The sequence below is a fragment of the Chitinophaga agrisoli genome (assembly GCF_008386695.1).
Lineage (GTDB): Bacteria > Bacteroidota > Bacteroidia > Chitinophagales > Chitinophagaceae > Chitinophaga > Chitinophaga agrisoli.
The window spans coordinates 1,370,733-1,393,924 of the sequence record NZ_VUOC01000001.1; the positions used below are offsets into that span (position 1 = coordinate 1,370,733).

The 23,192-nt window shown below is 50.8% G+C and carries 19 protein-coding genes; 13 read left to right on the forward strand and 6 right to left on the reverse strand.

The window, feature by feature from the left end; translation table 11 throughout:
• Positions 1 to 26 precede the first annotated feature (26 nt).
• From F0L74_RS05660 to F0L74_RS05670, 3 genes are all read left to right on the forward strand, one after another.
• Complete coding sequence (locus F0L74_RS05660; RefSeq protein WP_149836833.1) at positions 27 to 4,040, forward strand: sugar-binding protein; 4,014 nt, start codon at positions 27 to 29, stop codon at positions 4,038 to 4,040.
• Positions 4,041 to 4,163: 123 nt separating this feature from the next.
• A complete protein-coding gene (locus F0L74_RS05665) occupies positions 4,164 to 4,541 on the forward strand; it encodes a VOC family protein (RefSeq protein ID WP_149836834.1) in 378 nt (125 codons plus the stop codon).
• A 53-nt stretch (positions 4,542 to 4,594) separates the two neighbouring features.
• Complete coding sequence (locus F0L74_RS05670; RefSeq protein WP_149836835.1) at positions 4,595 to 5,029, forward strand: VOC family protein; 435 nt, start codon at positions 4,595 to 4,597, stop codon at positions 5,027 to 5,029.
• A gap of 4 nt (positions 5,030 to 5,033) precedes the next feature.
• On the opposite strand, the gene F0L74_RS05675 is transcribed toward F0L74_RS05670, so the two are convergent.
• The gene (locus tag F0L74_RS05675) at positions 5,034 to 5,615 is read right to left on the reverse strand and encodes an ASCH domain-containing protein (RefSeq protein ID WP_149836836.1); all 582 of its coding nucleotides are present in this window, start codon (positions 5,613 to 5,615) and stop codon (positions 5,034 to 5,036) included.
• Between the two features lie 62 nt (positions 5,616 to 5,677).
• Here F0L74_RS05675 and F0L74_RS05680 point away from each other — a divergent pair, with 62 nt between their 5' ends.
• Positions 5,678 to 6,586 carry an SMP-30/gluconolactonase/LRE family protein gene (locus F0L74_RS05680; RefSeq protein ID WP_149836837.1) on the forward strand — a complete coding sequence of 303 codons (909 nt, stop codon included), beginning with the start codon at positions 5,678 to 5,680 and terminating at the stop codon, positions 6,584 to 6,586.
• A 39-nt stretch (positions 6,587 to 6,625) separates the two neighbouring features.
• Here F0L74_RS05680 and F0L74_RS05685 read toward each other — a convergent pair whose 3' ends face one another.
• Positions 6,626 to 6,964 (reverse strand): hypothetical protein, encoded by a 339-nt coding sequence (locus F0L74_RS05685; protein WP_149836838.1) that lies wholly within the window; start codon positions 6,962 to 6,964, stop codon positions 6,626 to 6,628.
• Positions 6,965 to 7,199: 235 nt separating this feature from the next.
• On the opposite strand from F0L74_RS05685, the gene F0L74_RS05690 reads away from it, so the two are divergent.
• On the forward strand, positions 7,200 to 8,231 hold the full coding sequence (locus tag F0L74_RS05690) for an Atu2307/SP_0267 family LLM class monooxygenase (protein ID WP_149836839.1): 1,032 nt from the start codon (positions 7,200 to 7,202) through the stop codon (positions 8,229 to 8,231).
• 566 nt (positions 8,232 to 8,797) lie between these two features.
• On the opposite strand, the gene F0L74_RS05700 is transcribed toward F0L74_RS05690, so the two are convergent.
• The 4 genes from F0L74_RS05700 to F0L74_RS05715 form a co-directional block, all read right to left on the reverse strand.
• Complete coding sequence (locus tag F0L74_RS05700) at positions 8,798 to 9,238, reverse strand: SRPBCC family protein (RefSeq protein ID WP_149836840.1); 441 nt, start codon at positions 9,236 to 9,238, stop codon at positions 8,798 to 8,800.
• A 90-nt stretch (positions 9,239 to 9,328) separates the two neighbouring features.
• Positions 9,329 to 9,946, reverse strand: coding sequence for a class I SAM-dependent methyltransferase (locus F0L74_RS05705; RefSeq protein ID WP_149836841.1), 618 nt, complete (start codon positions 9,944 to 9,946; stop codon positions 9,329 to 9,331).
• A gap of 42 nt (positions 9,947 to 9,988) precedes the next feature.
• On the reverse strand, positions 9,989 to 10,747 hold the full coding sequence (locus F0L74_RS05710) for an ester cyclase (RefSeq protein WP_149836842.1): 759 nt from the start codon (positions 10,745 to 10,747) through the stop codon (positions 9,989 to 9,991).
• A gap of 251 nt (positions 10,748 to 10,998) precedes the next feature.
• On the reverse strand, positions 10,999 to 11,772 hold the full coding sequence (locus F0L74_RS05715; RefSeq protein WP_149836843.1) for a helix-turn-helix transcriptional regulator: 774 nt from the start codon (positions 11,770 to 11,772) through the stop codon (positions 10,999 to 11,001).
• Positions 11,773 to 11,855: 83 nt separating this feature from the next.
• On the opposite strand from F0L74_RS05715, the gene F0L74_RS05720 reads away from it, so the two are divergent.
• The 8 genes from F0L74_RS05720 to F0L74_RS05755 all read left to right on the forward strand — a co-directional run bounded on the left by F0L74_RS05720 (position 11,856) and on the right by F0L74_RS05755 (position 23,111).
• A complete protein-coding gene (locus tag F0L74_RS05720) occupies positions 11,856 to 12,755 on the forward strand; it encodes an alpha/beta fold hydrolase (RefSeq protein WP_149836844.1) in 900 nt (299 codons plus the stop codon).
• A gap of 124 nt (positions 12,756 to 12,879) precedes the next feature.
• Positions 12,880 to 13,350, forward strand: a complete 471-nt coding sequence (locus F0L74_RS05725; protein WP_149836845.1) for a beta-barrel fold lipoprotein — start codon at positions 12,880 to 12,882, stop codon at positions 13,348 to 13,350.
• A 125-nt stretch (positions 13,351 to 13,475) separates the two neighbouring features.
• Positions 13,476 to 15,470 (forward strand): sensor histidine kinase, encoded by a 1,995-nt coding sequence (locus F0L74_RS05730; protein WP_149836846.1) that lies wholly within the window; start codon positions 13,476 to 13,478, stop codon positions 15,468 to 15,470.
• Positions 15,457 to 16,095: a response regulator transcription factor gene (locus tag F0L74_RS05735; RefSeq protein ID WP_149836847.1), complete on the forward strand. Its 639-nt coding sequence runs from the start codon at positions 15,457 to 15,459 to the stop codon at positions 16,093 to 16,095. Before F0L74_RS05730 ends, F0L74_RS05735 begins: the two co-directional genes overlap by 14 nt.
• A 59-nt stretch (positions 16,096 to 16,154) precedes the next feature.
• Entirely contained in the window at positions 16,155 to 16,751 is a 597-nt protein-coding gene (locus tag F0L74_RS05740; protein ID WP_149836848.1) for an RNA polymerase sigma factor, read from the forward strand.
• 125 nt (positions 16,752 to 16,876) lie between these two features.
• Positions 16,877 to 18,094 carry a FecR family protein gene (locus tag F0L74_RS05745; RefSeq protein WP_149836849.1) on the forward strand — a complete coding sequence of 406 codons (1,218 nt, stop codon included), beginning with the start codon at positions 16,877 to 16,879 and terminating at the stop codon, positions 18,092 to 18,094.
• Positions 18,095 to 18,359: 265 nt separating this feature from the next.
• Positions 18,360 to 21,632, forward strand: coding sequence for a TonB-dependent receptor (locus F0L74_RS05750; protein ID WP_188315866.1), 3,273 nt, complete (start codon positions 18,360 to 18,362; stop codon positions 21,630 to 21,632).
• A gap of 12 nt (positions 21,633 to 21,644) precedes the next feature.
• Entirely contained in the window at positions 21,645 to 23,111 is a 1,467-nt protein-coding gene (locus F0L74_RS05755; protein ID WP_213086899.1) for a RagB/SusD family nutrient uptake outer membrane protein, read from the forward strand.
• Positions 23,112 to 23,192 lie beyond the last annotated feature (81 nt).

Genomic DNA, 23,192 nt, shown 5'->3' on the forward strand with positions numbered 1-23,192 from the left:
TATTCTTAACCCAAACCCATGTTTTTATGAAGAGAACTTTATCGTCATCCGGGATACTCCGGCTGGCCTTTATCCTCGTACTGTATGCCTGTACTTTTAGCACACAGGTATTTGCACAGAGCGATGGGCTTCCGCGTGGCGCCACGCAGTTACCATATCAGCGCTACGAAGCAGAAAGCGGCGCCCGTGGCGGCGGCGCATCGCTCCAATCCTCTCCCCAGTTTGTACAAACAGATATTGCGGCGGAAGCCTCCGATCAGCAATACGTAAGCCTGGCCGCCAGCGGCGCTTATGTTGAATGGACGCTCAGCGCCCCGGCGCAGGGCTTTAACCTGCGGTTTACCATACCGGATAATGGTAACGGTACCGGCCTGTCCGGCGCCTTAGGTCTGTATGTAAATGATGTAAAAGTGCAGGATATCGCCGTGTCATCCTACTGGTCCTACCAGTACTTTCCCGGCGCAGATCCGCAACAGCAGCCCTCCGGTGGCAGCACCAAGATCCTGATGCGCTTTGATGAAGTGCACGTGCGGCTCAACGCTTCCATACCCAGCGGCGCTAAGCTCACCATAAAAAAAGACAATGGAGACGGCATCACCTATGGCGTTGACTTTGTAGAGATGGAATCCGTACCCGGCGCTTTGTCCATGCCAGCCAACTACCTGTCCGTAACAGATTTTGGCGCTAACGGTAATGACAATAACGACGATCTGGCCGCCTTTAACCAATGTATTGCCGCAGCGGCCAGCCAGGGCCGCAACGTATACATCCCTGCCGGCCGCTTTTTACTGAGCCAGAAGATCCTGCTCAACGTGAACAATATGAAGATACAGGGCGCCGGCATCTGGTACACCTATGTATACTTCTCCACCAACCAGCAGTTTGCCGGTGGTATCCTGGCCCGCGCCAGCAATGTGGAGATCTCCCATTTTTCGCTCAATACCGCTAACAATGCCCGTTTGGTCTATGGCGGCGAGCCTAATCCCCTGGGGCAGATGTACAAGGTGTATAAAGGCTTTATGGGCACCTACGGCGCTAACTCCTATGTGCACGACATTTGGGTAGAGCATTTTGAATGCGGTTTCTGGATAGGCGGCTACGATCCCCCGTACCCTATAGATCATACCACTAACATGATGATCTCCAAATGCCGTATCCGCAACAACTATGCGGATGGGGTGAATTTTGCGCAAGGTACTTCCAACTCCACCGTAGAGCAGTCCAGCGTACGTAATAACGGGGATGACGGCCTTGCCGTATGGACCTCCAACGATGCGTCCAACAACGTAATGGGCGTTAACAACACCTTCCGCAATAATACCATCGAGAACAACTGGCGCGCCGGCAGCATCGCTATCTTTGGCGGTACCGGTCACAGCGTACATCACAACCTCATTAAGGATGGTGTAGGCGGTTCTGGTATCCGCTTTACCAATGATTTTCCCGGTTTTTCCTTTGTTTATCCGGGTGATGTGATCCGGGTATATGAGAACACCATCACAGGCTGCGGCACCAGCAACGACCTCTGGAACCAGAAACGTGGCGCAGTAGAGCTGTACGCCAACACCGGCATATTTAACATACAGTTTGATAACACCACCATCCTGCGCTCCCAGCGCGATGCCATCCAGATCTATGGAAACAACTATCACCATATGATCTTCAACAATACGCTGATAGATGGCACGGGCCTGGACCCCGTAGTGCGGGATGTTCCCTCAGATGTATATGGCGGCTTTGGCATTTATGCGCAGGCTAACTCAGACTCCATCGTATTTAACAAGCTGGTGGTACGCAATGCGGAATCCGGTACTTACCTGAACCGTAATACAAACTTCCGCCTTATCATCCGCGATGTGGATATTCCCGTTACCGGCGTCACCATCACCCCATCCACAGATACCACCATTGCAGAAGGCGCCAGCTTCCAGCTGCGGGCCAATGTAGTACCGGTAGATGCTACCAATAAAAACCTTAGCTGGACCTCTTCCAATACAGCCGCCATAACGGTGGATGCCAATGGTAAAGTAACCGCCGCAGGCTTAGGTACGGCTATTATCACCGCTACCACGCAAAGCGGTAATTTTACCGCCACCCGACGCGTAACGGTAACGCCTGCAGTAAATCTTACCGCGCCGGATGCAGATGCCGGAGAGGCAGCCAATCCGGGCACTTTCCGTATCAGCACCTCTGCTATCACACAAACCATTACCGTCAACTACCAGGTCAGTGGTAATGCATCTACGGGTGATTATACCGCCAGTCCGGCGCTCAGCGGCACAATTACACTGTCACCTTCCACGCTGGCACAAACCATTACCATTACCCCGGTAGATGATAATGCTTTCGAGGGACCAGAATCCCTACGCCTTACCCTGCTCCCCGGTACCGGCTACCAGCGGGGTGGCGATACCACTGCCGTTATCACCATTGCAGATAATGACCTGCCGCCCTGTACCTCACCGGTAATTGCCCGCGTAACAGGCAGCGCGCCGGTAATAGATCAGTCTGTTGATGGCGCCTGGTCTGCCGCACCCATCAAAACCATTCCTAACACTGTGTTAGGCAGTGTGCCGGCCAGCTTCGGCGGCCAGTGGCGTGCCCTTTACGACAACACCAACCTGTACCTGCTGGTGCAGGTAAACGATGCCAACCGTATCAACGACTCCGGCGGTAACTGGTGGGAAGACGATGTTGTAGAGATCCTGTTGGATGGCGATAACAGCAAAACCGCCACCTATGACGGCGCCAACGATTTTCAGCTGGGCTTCCGCTGGAATGATAACACCGTACGCGTAGGCGGTAACTCCGTAAACAGGACCACCGGCATCAGCTTCCAGACCTATGCCACCAGCACAGGTTATAACCTGGAGGTAGCCATTCCCTGGTCTACCATCGGCGCCACCCCGGCACTGGGCAAACCCATTGGCTTGGATGTACAGCTGGATAACGATGACAACGGCGGTACCCGCGATGGCCAGAAAACTACCTTCGCTACCGGTACCACCGCCTTCCAGGACCCGCGCGTATTTGGCACGGTATACCTTACCAACTGTAATGCCGTCAATGTACCCGTAACCGGTGTAAGCCTGTCGCCCGCTACCATCAGCCTGTTTGCCGGCGCCTCCCAACAGTTGACCACTACAGTCGCCCCGGCCAATGCCTCCAACACCAACGTAAGCTATACTTCCAATAATACCAGTGTAGCTACCGTAAACAGCAGCGGCCTGGTAACCGGCGTGGCAGTGGGTACGGCAGTGATCACCGTTACCACCGCAGATGGCGGGCGGACCGCTACCTCCAATGTAACTATCACAGCCGGCAATCCACCTGCTACTTATTACCGTATCCGCAACCGCTGGCAGAATACTTACCTGTATGATAATGGTAACCAGGCTGGTTATGCAGCCGCCGCTTCCGCTACCACCAACAACTACCAATGGTCGCTCGAAGATGTAAGCGGTGGTTATGTAGAAATTAAGAACCGCGGTACCGGCGAATACCTGCACATCGCCAACCTGCAACCCTATGTGGAGTGCTCGCCCAGAACGGCCGGCGCTACCAGCTCCCGCTGGGCTACAGAGCCCACCGGCGATGGATATGTACGTATCCGCAACGCATGGCAAACGTCTGATTATATACACATAGAAAACCTGCAGGGTTATGCCCAGCATGGTATCATGTACCCTGTATGGCAAAGCGCCCAGTGGCAGCTGGAAAGCGTGGCAGCAGGGTCACTGGCAAGGACAGGAGGGGACCCGGCCTTGTCCATTGGTAATAACCCTAAAAACACACAGCCTTCCACCGCAAACATTACGTTGGATGTATATCCCAACCCGGTAAGGAATGAGCTGAAACTGCAATCAAAAGCTGATCTCGCAGGCGGCATCGTATACATTTTGAACAGTAACGGCAACATCGTATTGCGCACCAATGCAGATGCCCGTATCGTGAATGTGTCCACGCTGCCACCGGGTGTATACACATTGGTGTTCACCCAGAAGGAGAAGCAGATCACAAAACGTTTCGTAAAAATGTAATAGTCTCATAGTACGGCACACATGTAAAAGCAGAGGCCGTCCCTGTCCAGGGATGGCCTCTCTTGTTATTCTTCCTTCCTTTTAGTAAATTCATCAAACATACTCACCCCTAAAACCAGTATTATGAGCCAACAACCACACCCCACTTTTGGCAATGGCAAAATATGTTACATTGAGCTGCCTGCCCTCGATATCAACCGCTCTGCAGACTTTTACAAAGCTGTCTTTGGATGGAACGTCCGGCAGAATAGCGAAGGCAATACCTCTTTCGACGACGGCGTTGGCGAAGTGAGCGGTACCTGGAGAACAGACCTGCAGCCAGCCAAAGCAGGCAGTTTAACGGTGCATATTATGGTGGATGATCTTAACGCTACTATAGCCGCTGTAACCGCGAATGGCGGCGCAATTACAGAACCGCCCAGCAAAGATGGGTCAGGGAGTTATGCCCGGTTCAGCGACCCCGCCGGCAATATACTGGGCCTTCATCAACAAGGTGGATGATAATATCAAGATGGAAACACTCATACCAACACGGTGTATAATACCTGAACTGTATGCAATCATCTGCTAACATCCGGCAGGTAGTGCCCTTCTTTGAAATAACGGACATGGCAGCCTCCCTCCGTTATTATGTAGAAGGCCTTGGCTTCGAAATGACCCATCACTGGATCCCACGGGACACCATAGAATGGTGCGCCCTTAAAAGGGGCGGCGCTTCCCTCATGCTCCAGGAGTACCGCCGGGATGGCGGGGGCCAGCTACCGCCAAGCAAACCAGGCGTAGGGGTATCCCTGTGTTTTATATGTGAAGATGCATTGGCCTTGTATGATGAGTTCACCGCAAAAGGCATTGCGGTAGAAGAGCCTTTTGTAGGCAACAACATGTGGGTGATCACCCTCCACGACCCAGACGGGTATATCCTGAATTTTGAAAGTGATACCGACGTGCCGGAAGAAACCCGTTATTCCGAATGGAAACAGCAACAATGAACTGCTATCGCGTCAGTTTGGCCAGCACAATCTCCCCCAGCGGGGAAAGCGTATAGCCAGTATCGTGACTGATCGTCAACCCCAGATTCTTAAGCTTGCGGATATGCAGCTTCAGCCATTCTTTTTCCTTACCGGTAACAACACCCAGGTCCACAGCCCTCAACAGGGGATGGGCTTTTATAGCGTTAAGCACAGATACCGTCCAGGGCCCTTCCCTGCTGGAACGGTCCAGCCGCTCCAGCCGTTTACGTAACGTATCCAGATCAGCATCGCTCAGCGCCGTCTGCTCCCGTAGCTGGATACGGGGATCATCAGAATGGTAACGTACGCCTATCCGGTAGATCTCTCCTTCCGTTACCATGTTCAGCATAGCAGTAAGCGCCTTTATGCTATTAAAACCGGCGGCTACCGCCTCCTTGTTAGTTATCTTGTTAAGCGGGATAACCGTAATATCTGTTATCTCCACCAGCCCGATACTCGTTTTGATCAGGCTGCCCGCTCTCGCCGCGGCCCGCTTCCATTTGCGGAAGGCCAGCGATATCGTGCCGGATCGTATGCCATCCAGATGATGTTGTTTAAATAGCATAACTAAATATACAGAATTGCATAATTTGGAATGTGATTATTAACTTTCCTCAAAATATGTATATGAGCAGGTTCCGTCAGTCCACGTTAGTGAGTTTACTTATTGTAGTAACAGCCGGTACAGCGGCCGCGCAGCAGCCACACGAACTCAAGGTGGTAGCCACCGGCGCTGAGTTAAAACAGGTCTCCAAACAGTTCGCCTTTTCAGAAGGGCCTGCCGTAAATAAAGAAGGGGACATCTATTTTACAGATCAACCAAATGATAAGATCTGGAAATACGATACAAAAGGCAAGCTTACCCTGTTTATGGACAAAACGGGCCGCTCCAATGGTTTGTATTTCGATCTTAAAGGCAACCTCATCTCCTGTGCAGATGAAAAAGATGAGCTCTGGTCCATCAGTCCTAATAAAAAAATAACGGTACTGCTCAGCAACTTTGAAGGCAAACGCCTCAATGGTCCCAACGATCTCTGGGTCGATCCCAAAGGAGGCATTTACTTCACAGATCCTTTCTACCCGCGCGATTACTGGGACCGCAAAGAGCCAGAGATCCCCGGCCAGAAAGTATATTACCTGCCCAGGGGTAAAAAGCAACCCCTGATCGTAGAAGACAGCATCGTAAAACCTAATGGTATTGTAGGTACGCCGGATGGCAAATACCTGTACGTAGCAGATATACAGGCCGATAAGACGTACCGCTACAAAATAGACGCCCATGGCGCCTTAACAGACCGGGAGCTATTTGCGCCGCAGGGCTCTGATGGCATGACGCTGGATAATGAAGGCAATGTGTACCTCACCGGCAACGGTGTTACCGTGTATGATGTAAATGGCCATAAGCTGGGAAATATACCCGTACCCTCACACTGGACAGGCAATGTTTGTTTTGGAGGAACAGAGCGTAACATATTATTCATCACCGCCTCTGAATCCATATATACTTTGCAGATGAATGTAAGGGGGATCGAATGATAACCGTCAGTGAGAACCTTGCTGGCGCCAGGGCAGCGCTTATAGCTTAAACATGCCTTTGTAGACCACCCCCTGGCCTGCAGAAAAGGTAGTGATGTGTTGCAGCAGATCCTGCATGTCAATATCGAGCCCGTTTAACCGGATACGCATATCTGGACCCGGGCTTCGGAAACGGATAATAAGGTGGATGTTAGACGACTGGTAGCGGTATCCGGGAGTACGCTCTATTTTATAAGTTTTGATATGCGCCCATTCAGCCATGCTTCCGTTGTGCCAGATGCCGGTAGTATCAATAGTGAATATGACCTTATTAGTAAAAACGCGTATCCACCAGGTGATAGCGACACACAATGCAAGGCAGCCGATTACCATTGTCATGTATCTGCCAAAGGGGTTGGAATGAAACTGGTCCGTGATGGCGATCCATAAAAAAAAGAAAAAAGCCAGGGTGCAAATAGTGGCGGAAGTTATACAATGACTGCGCGATCTTTTTACTGATACGCTTTGAACGGGCGGTGTTGATGTAAGCATAGAGATGAGTACTGGCTCAAAATTAATAGTTACGCGGGTATTTGCAAAAAAGACGCCATCTTGCATATATAATGCTAATCATATGGAAATAGGCATCAGCACATTTGGAGAAGTAGTACCGGAAGGCGTTTCCGGCGGCGCCCTCGATTCTTACCTGCGTATGCAGGAGATCATCGCCGAGGCAAAACTGGCAGATAAGATAGGCCTGGATGTATACGCGGTAGGGGAGCATCACCGGCCGGATTATATGATCTCATCACCGGAAGTAGTATTAGGCGCCATCGCCACCGTAACAGAAAAGATACGGTTGTCCAGTTCCGTTACCGTACTCAGTTCCGCAGATCCTGTACGGGTATTCCAGCAATTTGCCACGGTGGATCTGCTCTCCGGTGGCCGGGCAGAAATACTCGCCGGCCGCGGCTCTTTCATAGAATCCTTCCCCCTCTTTGGCTACAACCTGGCAGACTACGACGCGCTGTTCGAAGAAAAGCTGCAGATGCTGCTGGAGATCAACCGGCAGGAGCAGATTACCTGGCGGGGCAAATTCCGTTCGCCTATTGGTAAACAGGGCATATACCCACGCCCCTTGCAGCCGGCACTACCCATCTGGCTGGGCGTTGGTGGCACGCAGGCGTCTGCTATGAGGGCAGGTAAGCTAAACATTCCCATGACTATGGCCATACTGGGCAGCCCGCCCCGGCAGTTTATATCCCTGGTAAACCTGTACCGCCAAACAGCCAAAGACGCCGGCCATGATCCGGAGCAGCTGCAGCTGGCCGTTAACTCCCAGTGTTATATAGCAGATAGTGCAGACCAGGCGGGAGACGAATTCTTCCCCACCTACGCCGCCCGTATGAACAAGGTAGGTAAGGAGCGGGGTTGGCAACCCCTTACACGGGAATATTTTGACTACATGTGTATGCCGGAAGGACCGCTGTTTGTAGGCAGCGTGCAGGACGTGATTGAGAAGATCATTTACCAGCACGGATTGTTTAAACATACGCGTTTTCTGGCGCAGCTGGTAAAAGGAGAGATCCCGCATGAAAAGATCATGCGCACTATTGAGTTGCTGGGGAGTGAGGTAGCGCCGGCGGTAAGGGAGGCGCTGGGTTAACCTTCTTCTCTTATCTCATTCCAGCCGCCCTGGGATGGGCAATATTATACTTAATAAGAGGGGGGCCTTTTTATATAACCCATTTAACAGGAGTTATTAAGAAATGAGGGATTTGGAACTATTTCACAAATAAAACATCCATCGTCAACGCATTTTGTACAAGTGATGTAGAATACTGATTGTTCGTCAATCCAAAAGTTGTGATCATCGTTAAGAATACTGACTTTCTCGTTTGGGTCTCTTCTCTGAAAACTCCAATTTTTCTCCTTAGCTCATCTGCATATTTTTTGTCTATTGTAAAAGAATTAATGGAGAACTTAACTTCGAAAATATTTATCACCTGATCACGCCGGTCAATTACTAAATCGATTTGAGCCCCTGGGGAATTTGGCCCTAAAGCTAATTAAATATATAGTTAAGGCCAAATTGATTGAGCTAATTGGCCGTAAGCGTTTCTCAAGATACAGTTACGGCCAATTAGATTGTTTATAAGCCGGTTTGTAATTTGAGTCATTTACCTTATAAAATATTGAAAATCAAATTAAAATAATGTTTCCATCGCCATTCTACCGCTCACATACCTCCTTCAACTTCGCCAGCGCATTCGGCCATCCCTCCTCAAACATACTCGTCCATTCCGGCACAGTATGTATCTCCACCTTCACCACCGTACTCCCATTACCCCCCTTAAGCGTATAAGACTCCGTACTCCCCACCCAGCCCTTAGCTGCATCACTATCCCTGTCTTTTGTCCCATCCGGGTTCACTACCGCCACATGTTTGGCAAACAAATATTCATAAGGCCTTACCTCCACCAGCTCCATCAACGTACCGCCCTGCCCCGGCGACAACAGCGCTACTTTCTGTCCCTGTTCCCATACGCCATCATAATAAGCGCCTGTCCAGCCTGCGCCTACCCATTCCTTATACGTATCCGGGTGCATCATGATATCCCATACCCGCTGTTTATCAGCGGCTATCTCTGTTGTAAAGACCAGTATTGCCATGTGATTAGTTTTTATGCTACAAAGATGAGGCTTGTTAGGGGCATACACCGGGTGTTAACGCGACACATTACAGGGCGGTTTCCGACAATCTCACCGTTTCCTTGCTATCCACAACGAATCATACTGCCCGTAAAAGGTAAACCCTGCAGATGGCGTCACCAGGTTCTTGATCACATAAGTAGGCCCCAGCTCATCCCTATGCGCATAATAATCATGAAAAGCCAGGAAACCACCAGATATCAATTTAGGCGCATATAGCTCAAAATCCTGCCGGCAGCCTTCTATAGAATGATCGCCATCTATAAACAACCCATGTATCTTGTCAAACTCCTGCGGGAATTGATAAGAGTACCCCTGCTTAATAACCACCTTATCCAGCACATGTAGTCTGTCCAGGTTTTGTTTGAATTGAGCCAGCAGGTCGCGGTCTCCTTTCTTATCCCGGTAGGTAGCTATATTATCCTCATCCATACAGGCATCCGCGTTAAAAGGGTCAATGGAGTACACCTTACCAGACCGCAGTCCTTTACAAAGACAGTAGGCGCTCTTGCCTTGCCAGCTGCCTATCTCTACCATAACGGCATTACCAGGAAGCTGTCTGGCTATATGATACAGCCCAAGCGCTTCCTGGTCAGATAACCATCCATCCAGATGACGGTAATCTTTGATCTTATTGAGTATCGATTTTGTGATCAGCCGCTGGAACATGCTACAGTATTTTGGTATCCTTAAAGATACTTAATTACCGGCTTACCGCTCCTCCAGCGCCGCATACACCCCTCTATCAACCACAATCCCCAACCGCTTAAAAAACGTACCCGGATCAAACCCCTCCGCCTTGTACAAACCCTGCACCGCCTCCTTTGCTTTATCCAGCGCTTCCTGATTCGCCCAGGTAGCCACGGTTACACAAATAAGATCACCTTCCTGCTCGCTGTACGTATACGCGGCGTCTGTTACAAAACCAGGCAGCGTTTTAAGAAAAGCGCGGTTAACGCGCACCCTGTCCAGGAAAGCTTGCTGCCCGGCCGCCGGTACGCGGAATTTGTCAATAAACTGCACCCAGTCCTTGTGCAATGGCCTGCCGGTAAGCGCCGCCGGATCAGCCGGCAGTACATCCAGCTGCTGTAAAAAGCCCAGGCGGTCTGTTTGGATCTGCGCCTTAATGATCTTACCATCCTGCAATGTAAAGATGGCCATCCCATCATTGCTCACCTTCTTGCCGGTAGCCGCCACCTGCAGGTACTGCCCGGTATGGGTACCCTGCCATTGCCATTGTACCGTTACCTGGTCGCCTTCCGCGCTCAGGTGTTGGATATGCCATTGTATATCCGGGAAAGCTTTGATCAGCTGCGCTATAGGCCCTTCAAAACCCGCAGCGCCCAGCTGTCCCTGAAGGCCGGGATAGCTATCCGCTATCAGTTCCTGTAATAATCCCATGTTCCGTTGGTTCATCGCTTGCTCATAAAGGTTGCGGATGATTTCCTTGTTGTTTTGTGTCGCAGACATTTTTTCCCTCCTTTTTTTAATAGATGTTTGGGCATTGCGCGGTATGGGGATGAATAACAGGCCACATAACAGCCGCAATCCATAACAAAGGTACCGGTCACTTATAGGCGGGAATTGTAAAAAATCATTGATTTACGGATACTCGAAAAGAAATCGGGATTGTCAATGCCGGATATTCGGGCGAACATCGCCGGCCGTTCAGTTAGCAAATTAAAAGTCTAAGAAAGTCTGGTTAACATACAAAACCTCACCTACCAATACCTCGCATTTTGAAAAAAATCCCTGGGCGTCTTCCCCGTAAACAAACGGAAATCCTTTATAAAATGCGACTGATCAAAATACCCTGCTTCATAAGAAGCATCCGTCAGAGAAGCGTAGGAGGGATACTGCCGGATCAATGCCCGCAGGCGTACAATAGAAGCATATTGTTTGGGCGTGGCGCCTATCAGCACCCGGAAACGTTTCTCAAAAGCATCCTGGCTTATATGCAAAGAAGCCGCCAGCTCTTTAACCCGGATAATACCCTTTTGCTGTTTAATAAAACTAACCGCATGTTGCACCAGCAAGTCTGGTGCAGAATATGCCAGCTTACGCAGCAAAAAGCCTTCCATAATAGCAACCCGTTCGGAATGATCAAAAGCTTCTGATAAACGCGTGCTGACCTCATCCAGCTCCGCCGGGCGAAAAAGATTATCAGTTGCCATACACAAGCCAAACAATTCATGGGCGGGCACGCTGGTAAACGCATGTATACCGCCTTCCCGCAATACCACCAGCACATTAGCAGTTCCCTTTTCATAATGGATCTGCCGGGCGGATCTTCTCAGCCCTGTAATAGCCGCCACCGGTATAATGCTGGGATGATCCGCTGTGATGATAGACGTGCGGCCTTTGAACCTGAACGCCATTACAACCGCCGTATCCGGGATAAGCGTATTATCGGCGGATAGCTCGCTTTCAATGATAAGCAGCTCCTTTACAAAAGGCGCTAAAGCAGCAGTGGGAGAAAATCGGGATAGTTCCATGCACGGAAGTAATACGCGTTAAAAGTAGCAAAAAATCTTACTACTTTACGCATCATATCTACACACCGTTTACAATAATACTTATGAAAAACACTTTAATCTTATTGACCTTTATCTGTACTGGCAGCCTTAATGTATTTTGCCAGCAAATAAAAAATAATGATACTACCATCCTCACATCAGATAGTGTGGCATTGTATGTGAAAAAAGCGGGCAAAGGCACGCCTTGTATCTTCGTGCATGGTGGCCCCGGCGCCTGGAGCCGCTCCTTTGAGGCTATGGGCGGTAATAACCTGGAGCGGCATCTTACCATGTATTATTTTGATCAGCGTGGTTGCGGGCGCTCACAGGCCGCTCCTAATAACGATTACAGCATGGATAGGATGCTGGCGGATATAGAATCCATCCGTTTGCTAACCGGCGCAGAACAGGTATATATAATGGGTCATTCCTTTGGCGGTATCCTGGCCTTTAAATATGCGCTCAAATATCCCGCGCATGTACGAGGCCTGATCATGCTCAATGCAACATTATATATTTATAATTCTCTTTTATCACAGATACAGTTCATTAATCTGCAGTTGGGCACGCATTTCACGGTAAGGGACCAGGATTCCCTGATGTCCGTTTTTACAGCGGCCAAAAAAGCCCTGAATGAAAAAGGGTTGGAGTACACCATGTTATCAGATAATAAAGCATCCATTCAGAAACTGGATAGCATAGATAGTTCACCCCGTAACACAGCATTTGCACGCTACGCATTCAGCAACCGGGTCTACCTGCAGGATTTTACCCGGGAAACGGCCGCCCTGCAGACCCCCGTGCTGGTAATTGGAGGAACAGTGGATCATAACATTGGCCCGGAGCACTATAAGCTGTTTAAATTCCCGCATCAGCAGGTAAAGATCATTCCCGGCGGCCATGTCCTATACTATGAAAAGAATAAGGAATTTACAGCCGCCGTCTGGAACTTCACCCGGTAACTACCGGAAAACCAGTAGATAAATTTACAAGATTACGGGTATTAGCCATCTACCCCATCATACCTACTTTTGCTACACTTAGAAAAACAAGCGTACTCATTCTTCATTAAACTCAAAAAAGCACATGAAAAAATTTAACCGATCCCTTTTCTCCGTAGTAGCATTGTTAGCCTCCGTAGTACTGTTAGCCTCCTGTGGAAAAGATAAAGACAACACCCCGGACTTTAACACCGTAAAAAGCGCTAAGTTCACGATCACCCTGTCCGGCGCAACAGCGGATGACCGCGCATCCTTTATATTCGCCAGCACCACAATAGATGGTAACAGCACCATCTGGAAAGTAGATGGCCAGGTAAGACAGAACGAAGCCGGCATCACCCTGGATCAGGACGACTTCGGTACCGGCACCAAAACCTTTGTAGTAGAAACTACCCAGGCGGTACCGGCTATCTCCGTAGGCATTCAATGCCTCAACTTCGACGCCAACTATACCGTAAGTTATAAAGCAGAGATCAATGGCCAGGTAGTGAATAACGACCAGAATGTGACCGTGACCACGGCCAAAGACTATACACATGATTTCAATTATAAATAAACAGCATCCACTGTTTAATATCACCATATTTAGCCCTGGCCTTGCCGCCGGGGCTAAATAATTGTAGGCCCCATCCCATCACTTTTCTACGGAAAAGTTAAAAACTATATTGCATTTTTACGTTTATGGTTAAACTCTTTTATACCTGTTGCCTTATTTGTGTAGCGTTTTGCAGCTATGCGCAGGTACTGCCGTTGAATGAGCAACGTTATGCAGACAGCCTCAAAAACCGGCTGCAGTCCAATAACCCGGATGCAGAAAAAGCAAAGGCCAGCTTCCTTTTATCAGAATACTGGTCCGCTAAAGATAGTACCCAGGCTAACCAATACCTGCAGCAGGGCTTACAGCTCAGTCATAATGATCCCTGGCTGCTGGCCATCTATGGCTACTATCATGCCCATGTGCTGGGCAGGGCACATATAGACGAAGCTGCCCGCAGCTATCTACAGGCAGATAGCCTGCTCAAAGCATTCAAAACAAAAGAGGCTTCCCTGTTCCGCGCCAAATGCTGGCATAACTATGCCGTTTTGCAAAAGCTAAAGGACGACCATAAGGCCTATACGGACATTCTCCTGAACAAAGCCATCCCGCTGGCCCGCGAGGCCGGTGATAGCATATACGTTGGCAAGAACTACCTGGACCTGGCCATTGCCTTTAAAAACCTGGTAGAGTTCCCCCAGGCGGAGCCCTACATCCTCCGCGCGATAGATGTGTTAAGACATGCCCATGCGCCGGCGGAACAACTGTTGCCTGCCTATCATACCCTGTCAGAAAACTACGTGCTGTCTGGCCAGAGCGATAAAGCAAAACCCTTCCTGGATAGCATCCGCATACTGCTTACCCCTTATCCAGAATCGGATGCCTGGCTGGATTATTACGCGGCCACAGGCATGTACCTTACCGTGGCGGAGAAATTTGACGAGTCGCTGGTGCAGATAGAAAAAGGTATCACCCTTGCGCGCAAGCTAAAAGAAGCCTACCCGGAGCAGCGTTTGCTGCTGCAGAAATTCTATGCGCTCTATAACCGCAAAAGTTTTGCAGATGCCCGGGATGTATTGCTGAATTTAACCGGCAAAAAGGAATTCATGGCGCTCACCGCCAACCGGCTGCAGCTGTGTTATGGCCTGGCAGAGACCTATGTGGGCCTCAACGATATGAAACCCGCTTACCAATGGCTAAAGCAATACGCTGCCCTGAGCGACAGTGTAAGCAGCAGTAAGCTGGTCAGTGATGTAAACGCCCTGGAAGTAAAATTCCATAATGCGGAAAACCAGCAAAAGATAGCAGAGCTGGAGGCATTTAAACAAAAAGCCGCCCTCCGGGAAAGTAATCAACGGTTGACCAACTGGCTGCTGGGCAGCCTCAGCCTCTTCCTCCTGATCACCTTCGCATTCCTGTGGTATTACTATAAAAACAAACAAAAGCTGGCCGCACAAAAAGAGATCAACCACCACCAGCAGATGAAGGAAATGCAGCAGCAACAGCAGCTGCATATGGCGCAGGCCCTGCTGGAAGGGCAGGAGCAAGAGCGTAGCCGCGTAGCCCGCGATCTGCATGATGGCCTGGGCGGTATGCTGGCCGCCGTTAAGATCAAACTATCCGGCCATGCAGGCGAAGAAACGAACGGCTTCCACTACAACAAGCTGGAAGGCGTGATCGATCAGTTGGATCAATCTGTACACGAGCTGCGCCGTATTGCCCGTAACATGATGCCGGAAAGCCTGCTGAAATTCGGACTGGAAACAGCGCTCAAAGACCTCTGCGAATCTATGATGACCACAGAGATGCAGATAGAGTTCCAGGCATTCTCTATTGACTCCGGTATGCCCATGTCAGCGCAGGTGGCCATTTACCGTATTATCCAGGAAGCCCTGTCCAATGCCCTCCGCCACGCAAAGGCCTCCAGGATCATCCTGCAATGCAGCCAGAACGATAAAATGTTCTTCATCACCGTAGAGGATAATGGAAAAGGGTTTGATGTAAATAAGCTGCATCAGCATAAGGGCATAGGCTTCAGCAATATCCGTAACAGGGTAGAGTATATGAAAGGAAAATTAGAAGTATCTTCCACCATCAATGAAGGCACGGTTATTAATATTGAGTTGAATGTCGAAGGATAATAATATCATACTGGCCATTGTAGATGATCACCCGGTGGTCATAGAAGGTATCAAGGCCTTGTTAAGACAGGAACCCGATTTTGGCGTATCCGTCAGTTTTACCAATGGAACAGATTTCCTCTCCTTCCTCAAAGGGAACGAGGTACAGGTGGTCCTGCTGGATATTATGCTGCCGGATATCAATGGTATCGAATTGTGTAAGGAGATCAAAGCCCAGTCGCCGGATACCCTGGTGCTGGCCCTCAGTAACCAGGTAGAGAGAAGTATCATCCTGCAGGTATTGCAGAACGGCGCCAGTGGCTATGTGTTAAAAAATGCCTCCGCGGAGGAGCTGCTGGGCTGCATACGGGATGTAATGAACGGCGAGATCGCCTTTAGCCGCGAGGTAAAGGAGATCATGACCCGCCCCTCCAAAACAGCGCTTAAAGAAATACCCACCATTACCAAACGGGAAAAAGAGATCCTGCAGCTGCTGGCAGAAGGAAAGACCACCGCCGCTATAGCAGAGCAGCTGCTTCTGAGCCCGCTAACGGTAGATACCCACCGCCGCAACCTGCTGCAGAAGTTCAAGGTCAATAACAGCGCGGAGCTCATTATGGCCGCGGTGCAACAACGGTTACTATAGTACGGAATTTCCCTCCTGCCGGAAATTAAATTTTCCTACATTAGCGGGGGGCGTCCGTCATGCATGTGGATCCAAATGACGATAAGGAACTTTTTCAACTGATATCGGAAGGCGATGAAACCGCTTTCCGTAGGCTCTTCCATCGCTATGTGCCCCAACTGCGCCCCCTGGTGCAGCATGTTACCAAAACAGCCGCCGTTACAGAAGATATTATCCAGGAAACCTTCCTGCGCCTCTGGCTCAGCCGCGATAAACTTACAGAGATAGAGAACCCCCGCTCCTGGTTGCTGCGCATCGTATTTTACCAGTCTTTTTCTTATCTCCGCAAACAGGCCGTACATGATAAGGCCATGGATGTAATGGCTGCCCGTTATCCCGGTGCGGAGCCGGCCAGCGCCACGGAAGAGGAAATGGTATTTACCTCCATGATGCAGCAGGTAGGTTTGGCCGTAGCGCAGCTGCCGCCCCAGGCTAAACGTATTTACCTGCTTAGCCGGGAACAGGGCCTGCGCATACCGGAAATTGCCAAACAGCTGTCTATCTCCCCCAATACGGTCAAAAATTCCCTGGTCCGCTCCCTGCAGGCTATACGTAAACACCTGGAGTTGTCCGGTTATTTCTTTCCGATATTGATACTGTGGTGTTTACGTGTCTGAAAATATTTTTTCAAAACCATAGGTCCTAAACTTTCGCTTACGCGTCTGTTATTATAAGGGGGATTTTAATGCCACGTTAGATGAATGACCACGTTCACTGCATTAAACTATAAAACAGATACAAATTGTCAATAGAGCAACGCTTAGCGTACCTGGTTGGGCAGGTAGCGCAACAGGCAGCCACCACGGAGGAATTACAGGAATTGTCTGAGCTGATCAACGCAGACCAGACGGGCCACACCGCCCGTGAGGTGGAACTGCTGCTGCAAAAAGACTTGCCCGCCGCCACGCCGGATTACAACGAAACTTATTGGGACCAGGTCGCCAGCCGCATCCTGGCAGCTGATCATCCGCAGCAAATGCCGGTTGGTAAAATAGTGCCTATGCGCTCCCGCCGCCCCTGGATGGCCGCCGCTATAGCCGTAGGGCTGTTGCTGTTAGCCAGTGGGGTGTACTGGCAGCTGCGTAAACAGCCGGCCGCACCCACGGTGGCGGTAACACAAACGCCCGCGCCTGCGAATGATGTAGCCCCCGGCGGCAATAAAGCCGTACTGGTGCTGGCAGATGGTACAGAAGTACCGCTGGATAGCACCGGCAGCGGTACGCTGGCCCAACAGGGCGATACCCGCATCACCAAACCGGCCGCCGGCCAGCTGCTGTATTCCCAGGCAGGCAATACGACCGGCAATATCCGCTACAATACCCTGCGCACGCCAAGGGGCGGCCAGTTCCAGGTCACCCTGCCGGATGGCACCAGGGTATGGCTCAATGCTGCCAGCACGCTCCGCTATCCCACCGCATTCAACGGGCGCACCAGGCTGGTGCAGCTAAAAGGCGAAGCCTATTTTGAAGTGGCCGCCAACGCCGCTAAACCATTCAAAGTAAATGTGCTCACCAGTCAGTCAGACAGTATGGAAGTGGCCGTACTGGGTACCCACTTTAATATCATGGCTTATGATGATGAGGCGCTGGTAAAGACCACCCTGCTGGAAGGCGCTGTACAGGTAAGCAGCGGCAACAGCCATAAACGGCTGAGCTCCGGCCAGGGCGCCAGCCTCAATAAGCAGGACTATACGCTGGCCTTGCACGATAACGTAAATACAGAAGAAGCAGTAGCCTGGAAAAACGGGTTTATCCAGCTGGAAGGGAATGATATTCAATCCGCCATGCGCCTCATCGCCCGCTGGTACGATGTGGAAGTGGTCTATAAAGCGCCCGTGCCCGCCCACTTCAGGGGTATCATTCCCCGGAATGTGCCGGTATCACAGGTGTTAAAGATGATGGAACTGACAGGAGAAGTACACTTCGAAATAAAGGGGAAACAATTGATCGTATCGCCCTGATCTATTCGCCACGTTTTTAAAAACTGATTTTTATGAGTCCTTAATATCTATCCCGTTACCAGTTTTATAAGGGCCAAAAAAAACCGGGGGCGTTCGCACCGCTCCCGGAAACGCTCGGGCTTATAACTACAATCGCTTACGGCAATCTCATTATTTACCCAAACCATACAAATGTATGCAATTGACGCTTTTTTCCCAAAGCGGGCTGCTATGCCATGCCTGGGGCAAAAACTTTCCACGATTATTAGTAAAAACGTTACTGATCATGAAATTAACGGTGCTTTTGATGACCATTACCCTGCTGCAGGTACATGCGGCCGGGTATGCACAAACAGTTACCCTTTCGCAACGTAACATTTCCCTTGACAAGGTTTTTAAAGAGATCAGGAAGCAAACAGGGTACGCCTTCCTCTATACGGACGAGCAGCTGCTGCAAGGCCGTAAAGTAAGCCTGGACCTGAAAGGCGTGCCCCTGCAACAGGCGCTGGACGCCTGCTTCCAGGATCAGCCGCTTACCTATACTATCACAGATAAAATGATCATCGTTAAACGGAAACCTGCCTTGCCAGCGCCCGTCAACACACCGCCGGAACGGGAAATAAAGGGAAAGATCGTGAACGAAAAAGGGGAGCCCCTGCCCGGGGTGACCGTGCAGGTAAAAGGCACGGCCAGGGGCGTGGTGACCAACGGCAACGGCGAGTATACCATTACCGTACCGGATGACAATGCGGTGCTGGTAGTTTCATCCATCGGCTATAATAAAGAGGAAATATTGGTGGGCGGAAAAACAGAACTGCCGGTTACCCTGCAGTCCGCCGCCTCCAATATGAACGAGCTGGTGGTAGTGGGCTATGGAGAACAAAAAAGAGGCTCCCTCACCAACTCCATTACCACCGTATCTGCCAAAGCGTTTAAAGACCAGCCGGTGAACCGGCTGGACCAGGTACTGCAGGGCCGCGCTGCCGGCGTACAGGTAACCAATGCGGCCGGCTCTCCCGGCGGCAGCGTTAGGATCCGTATCCGTGGCGCCAACTCCATCAACGGGGATAACAGTCCGCTCTACGTAGTAGACGGTTTTGTAGGGGCAGAGTTCTTCTCCATCAACCCGGATGATATCGAGTCCGTACAGGTGCTTAAAGATGCTTCTGCTACCGCTATTTATGGCAGCCGCGGTTCCAATGGGGTAATTATCGTTACCACTAAAAAAGGCAGCAAGGGTGGCCTGAAAGTGAATTTCACCAGCCGCTTCTCTTCTTCACAGGTCATCAAAAAACTGGACCTGCTTAATGCCGGCGATTTTGCAGAAACCGCCAACGCGCATGCGGAAGCTGTAGGCACCACCAAACCTTTTACGGATCAGCAGGTGGCAGACTATCGCGCCAAAGGCGGCACCAATTGGCAGGATGAGATCTTCCGCACCGCGCCCAGCCAGGAATACCTGCTTAGCCTTTCCGGTGGCAGTGATAAAGCAGGTTATTTTATTTCCGGCAACTACCTGGATCAGGATGGGGTGATCAATAATTCATTCTACAAACGCTATACCCTCCGTTCCAACATCAACGCCAACCTCTCCAGCAGGGTGTCTGCTTTCCTGAACATTACCGGCTCCTACAGCGAAGCGCAGAATGTGGATATCCCGGCAGATGGGCCCAGCAGCCCTCTGGCGCAGGCTATCACCTGGTCGCCTACCACCCCGGTGTACCAGGCCGATGGTAAGTTTACCACCAAAGATCCCGTAGGCTCCCTGTCCTTTAATCCGCTGGCGCTGACCACAGACCGCCTGGCGGTAACAGACCGTATGCTGGCCAACATGATTGGCGGCTTCCGCTTTGAGCTCTTGCCTGGCTTAAGCTTTAACCTGCAATACGGCGCTAACTACCTGGGTTACGATAACAAAAGTTTTGCCGGTAAGGTCACCAACTCCGGTAGCGCTACCAGCAGCCTGCGCTCCAATAAAGAGATCCGTTTGCAGAACACCAACACGCTCAACTACCGCAAGGTGTTTAACAATGTGCACAGCCTGGATATAACGGCCGTTACAGAATACCAGCAATCTACCTACGATTATGTATCTGCCGGCGCATCCAACCTGGTGTACGAAAACTTTATGTGGAATAACCTTACGCAAGGCACGGCAGGCAGCCCTTCATCAGGCTATTCCAAATGGGCGCTGTTTTCCCTGGTTGGCCGTGTAAACTATGGCTACGCCGATAAGTACCTCGTATCAGCCGCCCTCCGGCGCGATGGTTCCTCCAAATTTGCAGGCAGCAATAAGTACAGCTATTTCCCTTCCGTATCTGCGGGATGGGTAGTATCTAATGAGCCGTTTATGCAGGAGGTACCGGTGCTTAGCTTATTAAAACTGCGTGCCAGCTGGGGCTTAACCGGTAACCAGGCCGTGAATCCGTACAGCACCTTCTCTTCTTACTCCAACAGGATCGCTTCTTATAATAATTCCACTTTCCTGAACGGCATCATCCTGGGTAACATCGGCAACCCGGACCTGAAATGGGAAACCACAGAGCAGAAGAACGCAGGGCTGGATATCGGCTTATTTAACAACCGTATCTCTATCGCCGCAGACTACTTCATAAAAGACACCCGCGATCTGCTGCTCACAGAAACGCTGCCCCTCTACCTTGGCGGCAACAGTATCACCCGTAATGTGGGCAACGTACAGAATAAAGGCTGGGAGTTTTCCATTGAAGGAGATATGATCAAAAAAGGCGCTTTCGCCTGGAACACTGCCTTCAACGTGTCCTTTATCAAAAACAACGTACAATACATTGGGGAAGATAAAACGATGATCTTCGATCCCAACACCCGTAAAATAGGCGGTGGTATGTCGCCGCAGTCAGAGTTTGTGGTAATGCCCGGCCAGCCGCTGGGCGCTATCTGGGGCCTTACCTACCTGGGCACCTGGAAACCCGGCGATGCTAAAGCAGCGGAATTTGCCGCCAAACCTGGCGATGCCCGCTACAAAGACCTGAACGGCGATGGCGCTATCGATGCCAGCGACTATGGCGTAATAGGCACCGGCATACCGCGTACCTCCCTGGGCTGGAGCAACACGGTCACCTACAAAGCCTTTACCCTTAACATCCTGTTCCTGGGCCTGTTTGGGTTTGATAAACTGAACTATAACAAAGCTGCAGCCATGTACTATGGCGGCGATGCGCGCGAAGCTACCCTGGTGGATATCAAAGACCGCTACATACCCGGCGTGAACGAAACGTCTGATATACCGGCCTTCAGTTCCACCAACAAGAACTTCACGCAAAGCACCCGCTTCCTGGAAAAAGCAGATTTCGTACGCCTCAAGAACCTGAGCCTGGCATATGATATACCTAAGTCCAAATTGAAGAACGCGCTGGGTATAAAAGTATTTGTAAGCGCTACCAACCTGCTCACCTTCACCGGTTACAGTGGTATAGATCCGGAGGCAAATTCTGCGGACGGCGATATCCGCCAGGGCATAGACTTTGGCTCTTATCCAAATGCAAAGACCATCACCGGCGGTGTTACGCTTAGTTTCTAAAATCTCATGCACATGACCAAACGATTCTACATGAAACGCATATACCTGGCAGCCTGCCTGTTGCTGATGGCCGGCTGCAGTAAAGAGTTAACGGAAAATCCCCGGGGCCTGGTAGGCGGCGCTGCTGCCCTCAGCAGCCAGGCAGGATTGGAATCCGCCCTTACCGGCGCATACGGCAGCCTGCTGGTGCCATGGACCAGCGGTTTTACCAGCGTATCGCAGATAGCCATGACCATGGGCGGCGATGATCTGACCACCCATTCTGGCTCCAACAAAGAGGAGTTCCGCGAATTTGACCTCTTCAACGTATCCTCGCTTAACAGCCGCATTACACCCATCTGGCTGGGCTGTTATAAAACCATACAATCCGCTACGAACATCATCAACAATTACGAGGCGGTAGAAGATGGTACAGAAAAAGACATCCATACCATCGTAGGCGAAGCCAGCTTCCTGCGCGCGCTTTGTTACTACTGGCTTACACGGCTCTGGGGCGAGGTGCCTATCATCCCTTCAGAAGTGTATGATCCGGCTTATCTCACGCTCAAAAAAAGCCAGCCTGCGGAAGTATACAAACTCATAGAAGAAGACCTGAAACGTGCGGAAGAATGGCTGCCGGATACCAAGCGCGATCCGGGAAGGTCCAACAAAGGCGCAGCCAAAGCATTGCTGGCAGATGTGTATCTTACAGAAGCCGGCTGGCCGTTGAAAGATCAGTCCAAATACGCCCTGGCTGCCGCTAAGGCCAAAGAGGTGATCGACAATAAGGCCGCATATAAATTTGATCTTTATCAGGATGGTTTCCTGAAGATCTTTGCCGGAGGCACGGTGGAGGATGTATTTACCCTGTTTACCCGCGGGCAATGGTCTACCTACAACTCCTTCTACGGCCTCTCTACCATGCCGGAAAATGAAGGCGGCTGGAGTGATTTCTTCCCGGAGCTGAAGTTCTTTAATAACTTCCCCGCCGGCCCCCGTAAAGACGCTACCTTCTCTACAGCGTTTGTAGTAGGGGGGGAGACCATTACCTGGCAGCAAACTACCACCAAACATCCCTATTATAAGAAGTTCACTATCCAGCAACCCGGCGATAAAGCCGTGTATATGTCCAATAACCCGGTGATCATGATCCGTTATGCGCATGTGCTGCTTATTTATGCGGAAGCGCAGGCACGCGCTGCCGGTACGCCTAACGCAGATGCATATGCGGCCGTGAATGCGGTACGCGCCCGTGCAGGATTGCCGGACCTGGCGGCTGGTATGTCCGGTCCGGACTTTGCCGCAGCCGTAGTGCAGGAAAGGGCCTGGGAGTTTGCGGGTGAGTGGAACCGCTGGTTCGACCTGGTACGCCTGGATCAGGTGGCTGCCGCCAACGCAGATAAAGACCCCGGCGATATGAAGGTCACCACGCCCATCACCCAGGATAAATACTGGATGCCCATACCCGGCGTAGACGCTATCGTCAATCCAAACCTCTGACCAATAATACAGCCAATGATCCTATAGCCTGAAACTTTTCCCATGTAAGATCAGAAAACCCGGGCCAGCGCGATAAACCAC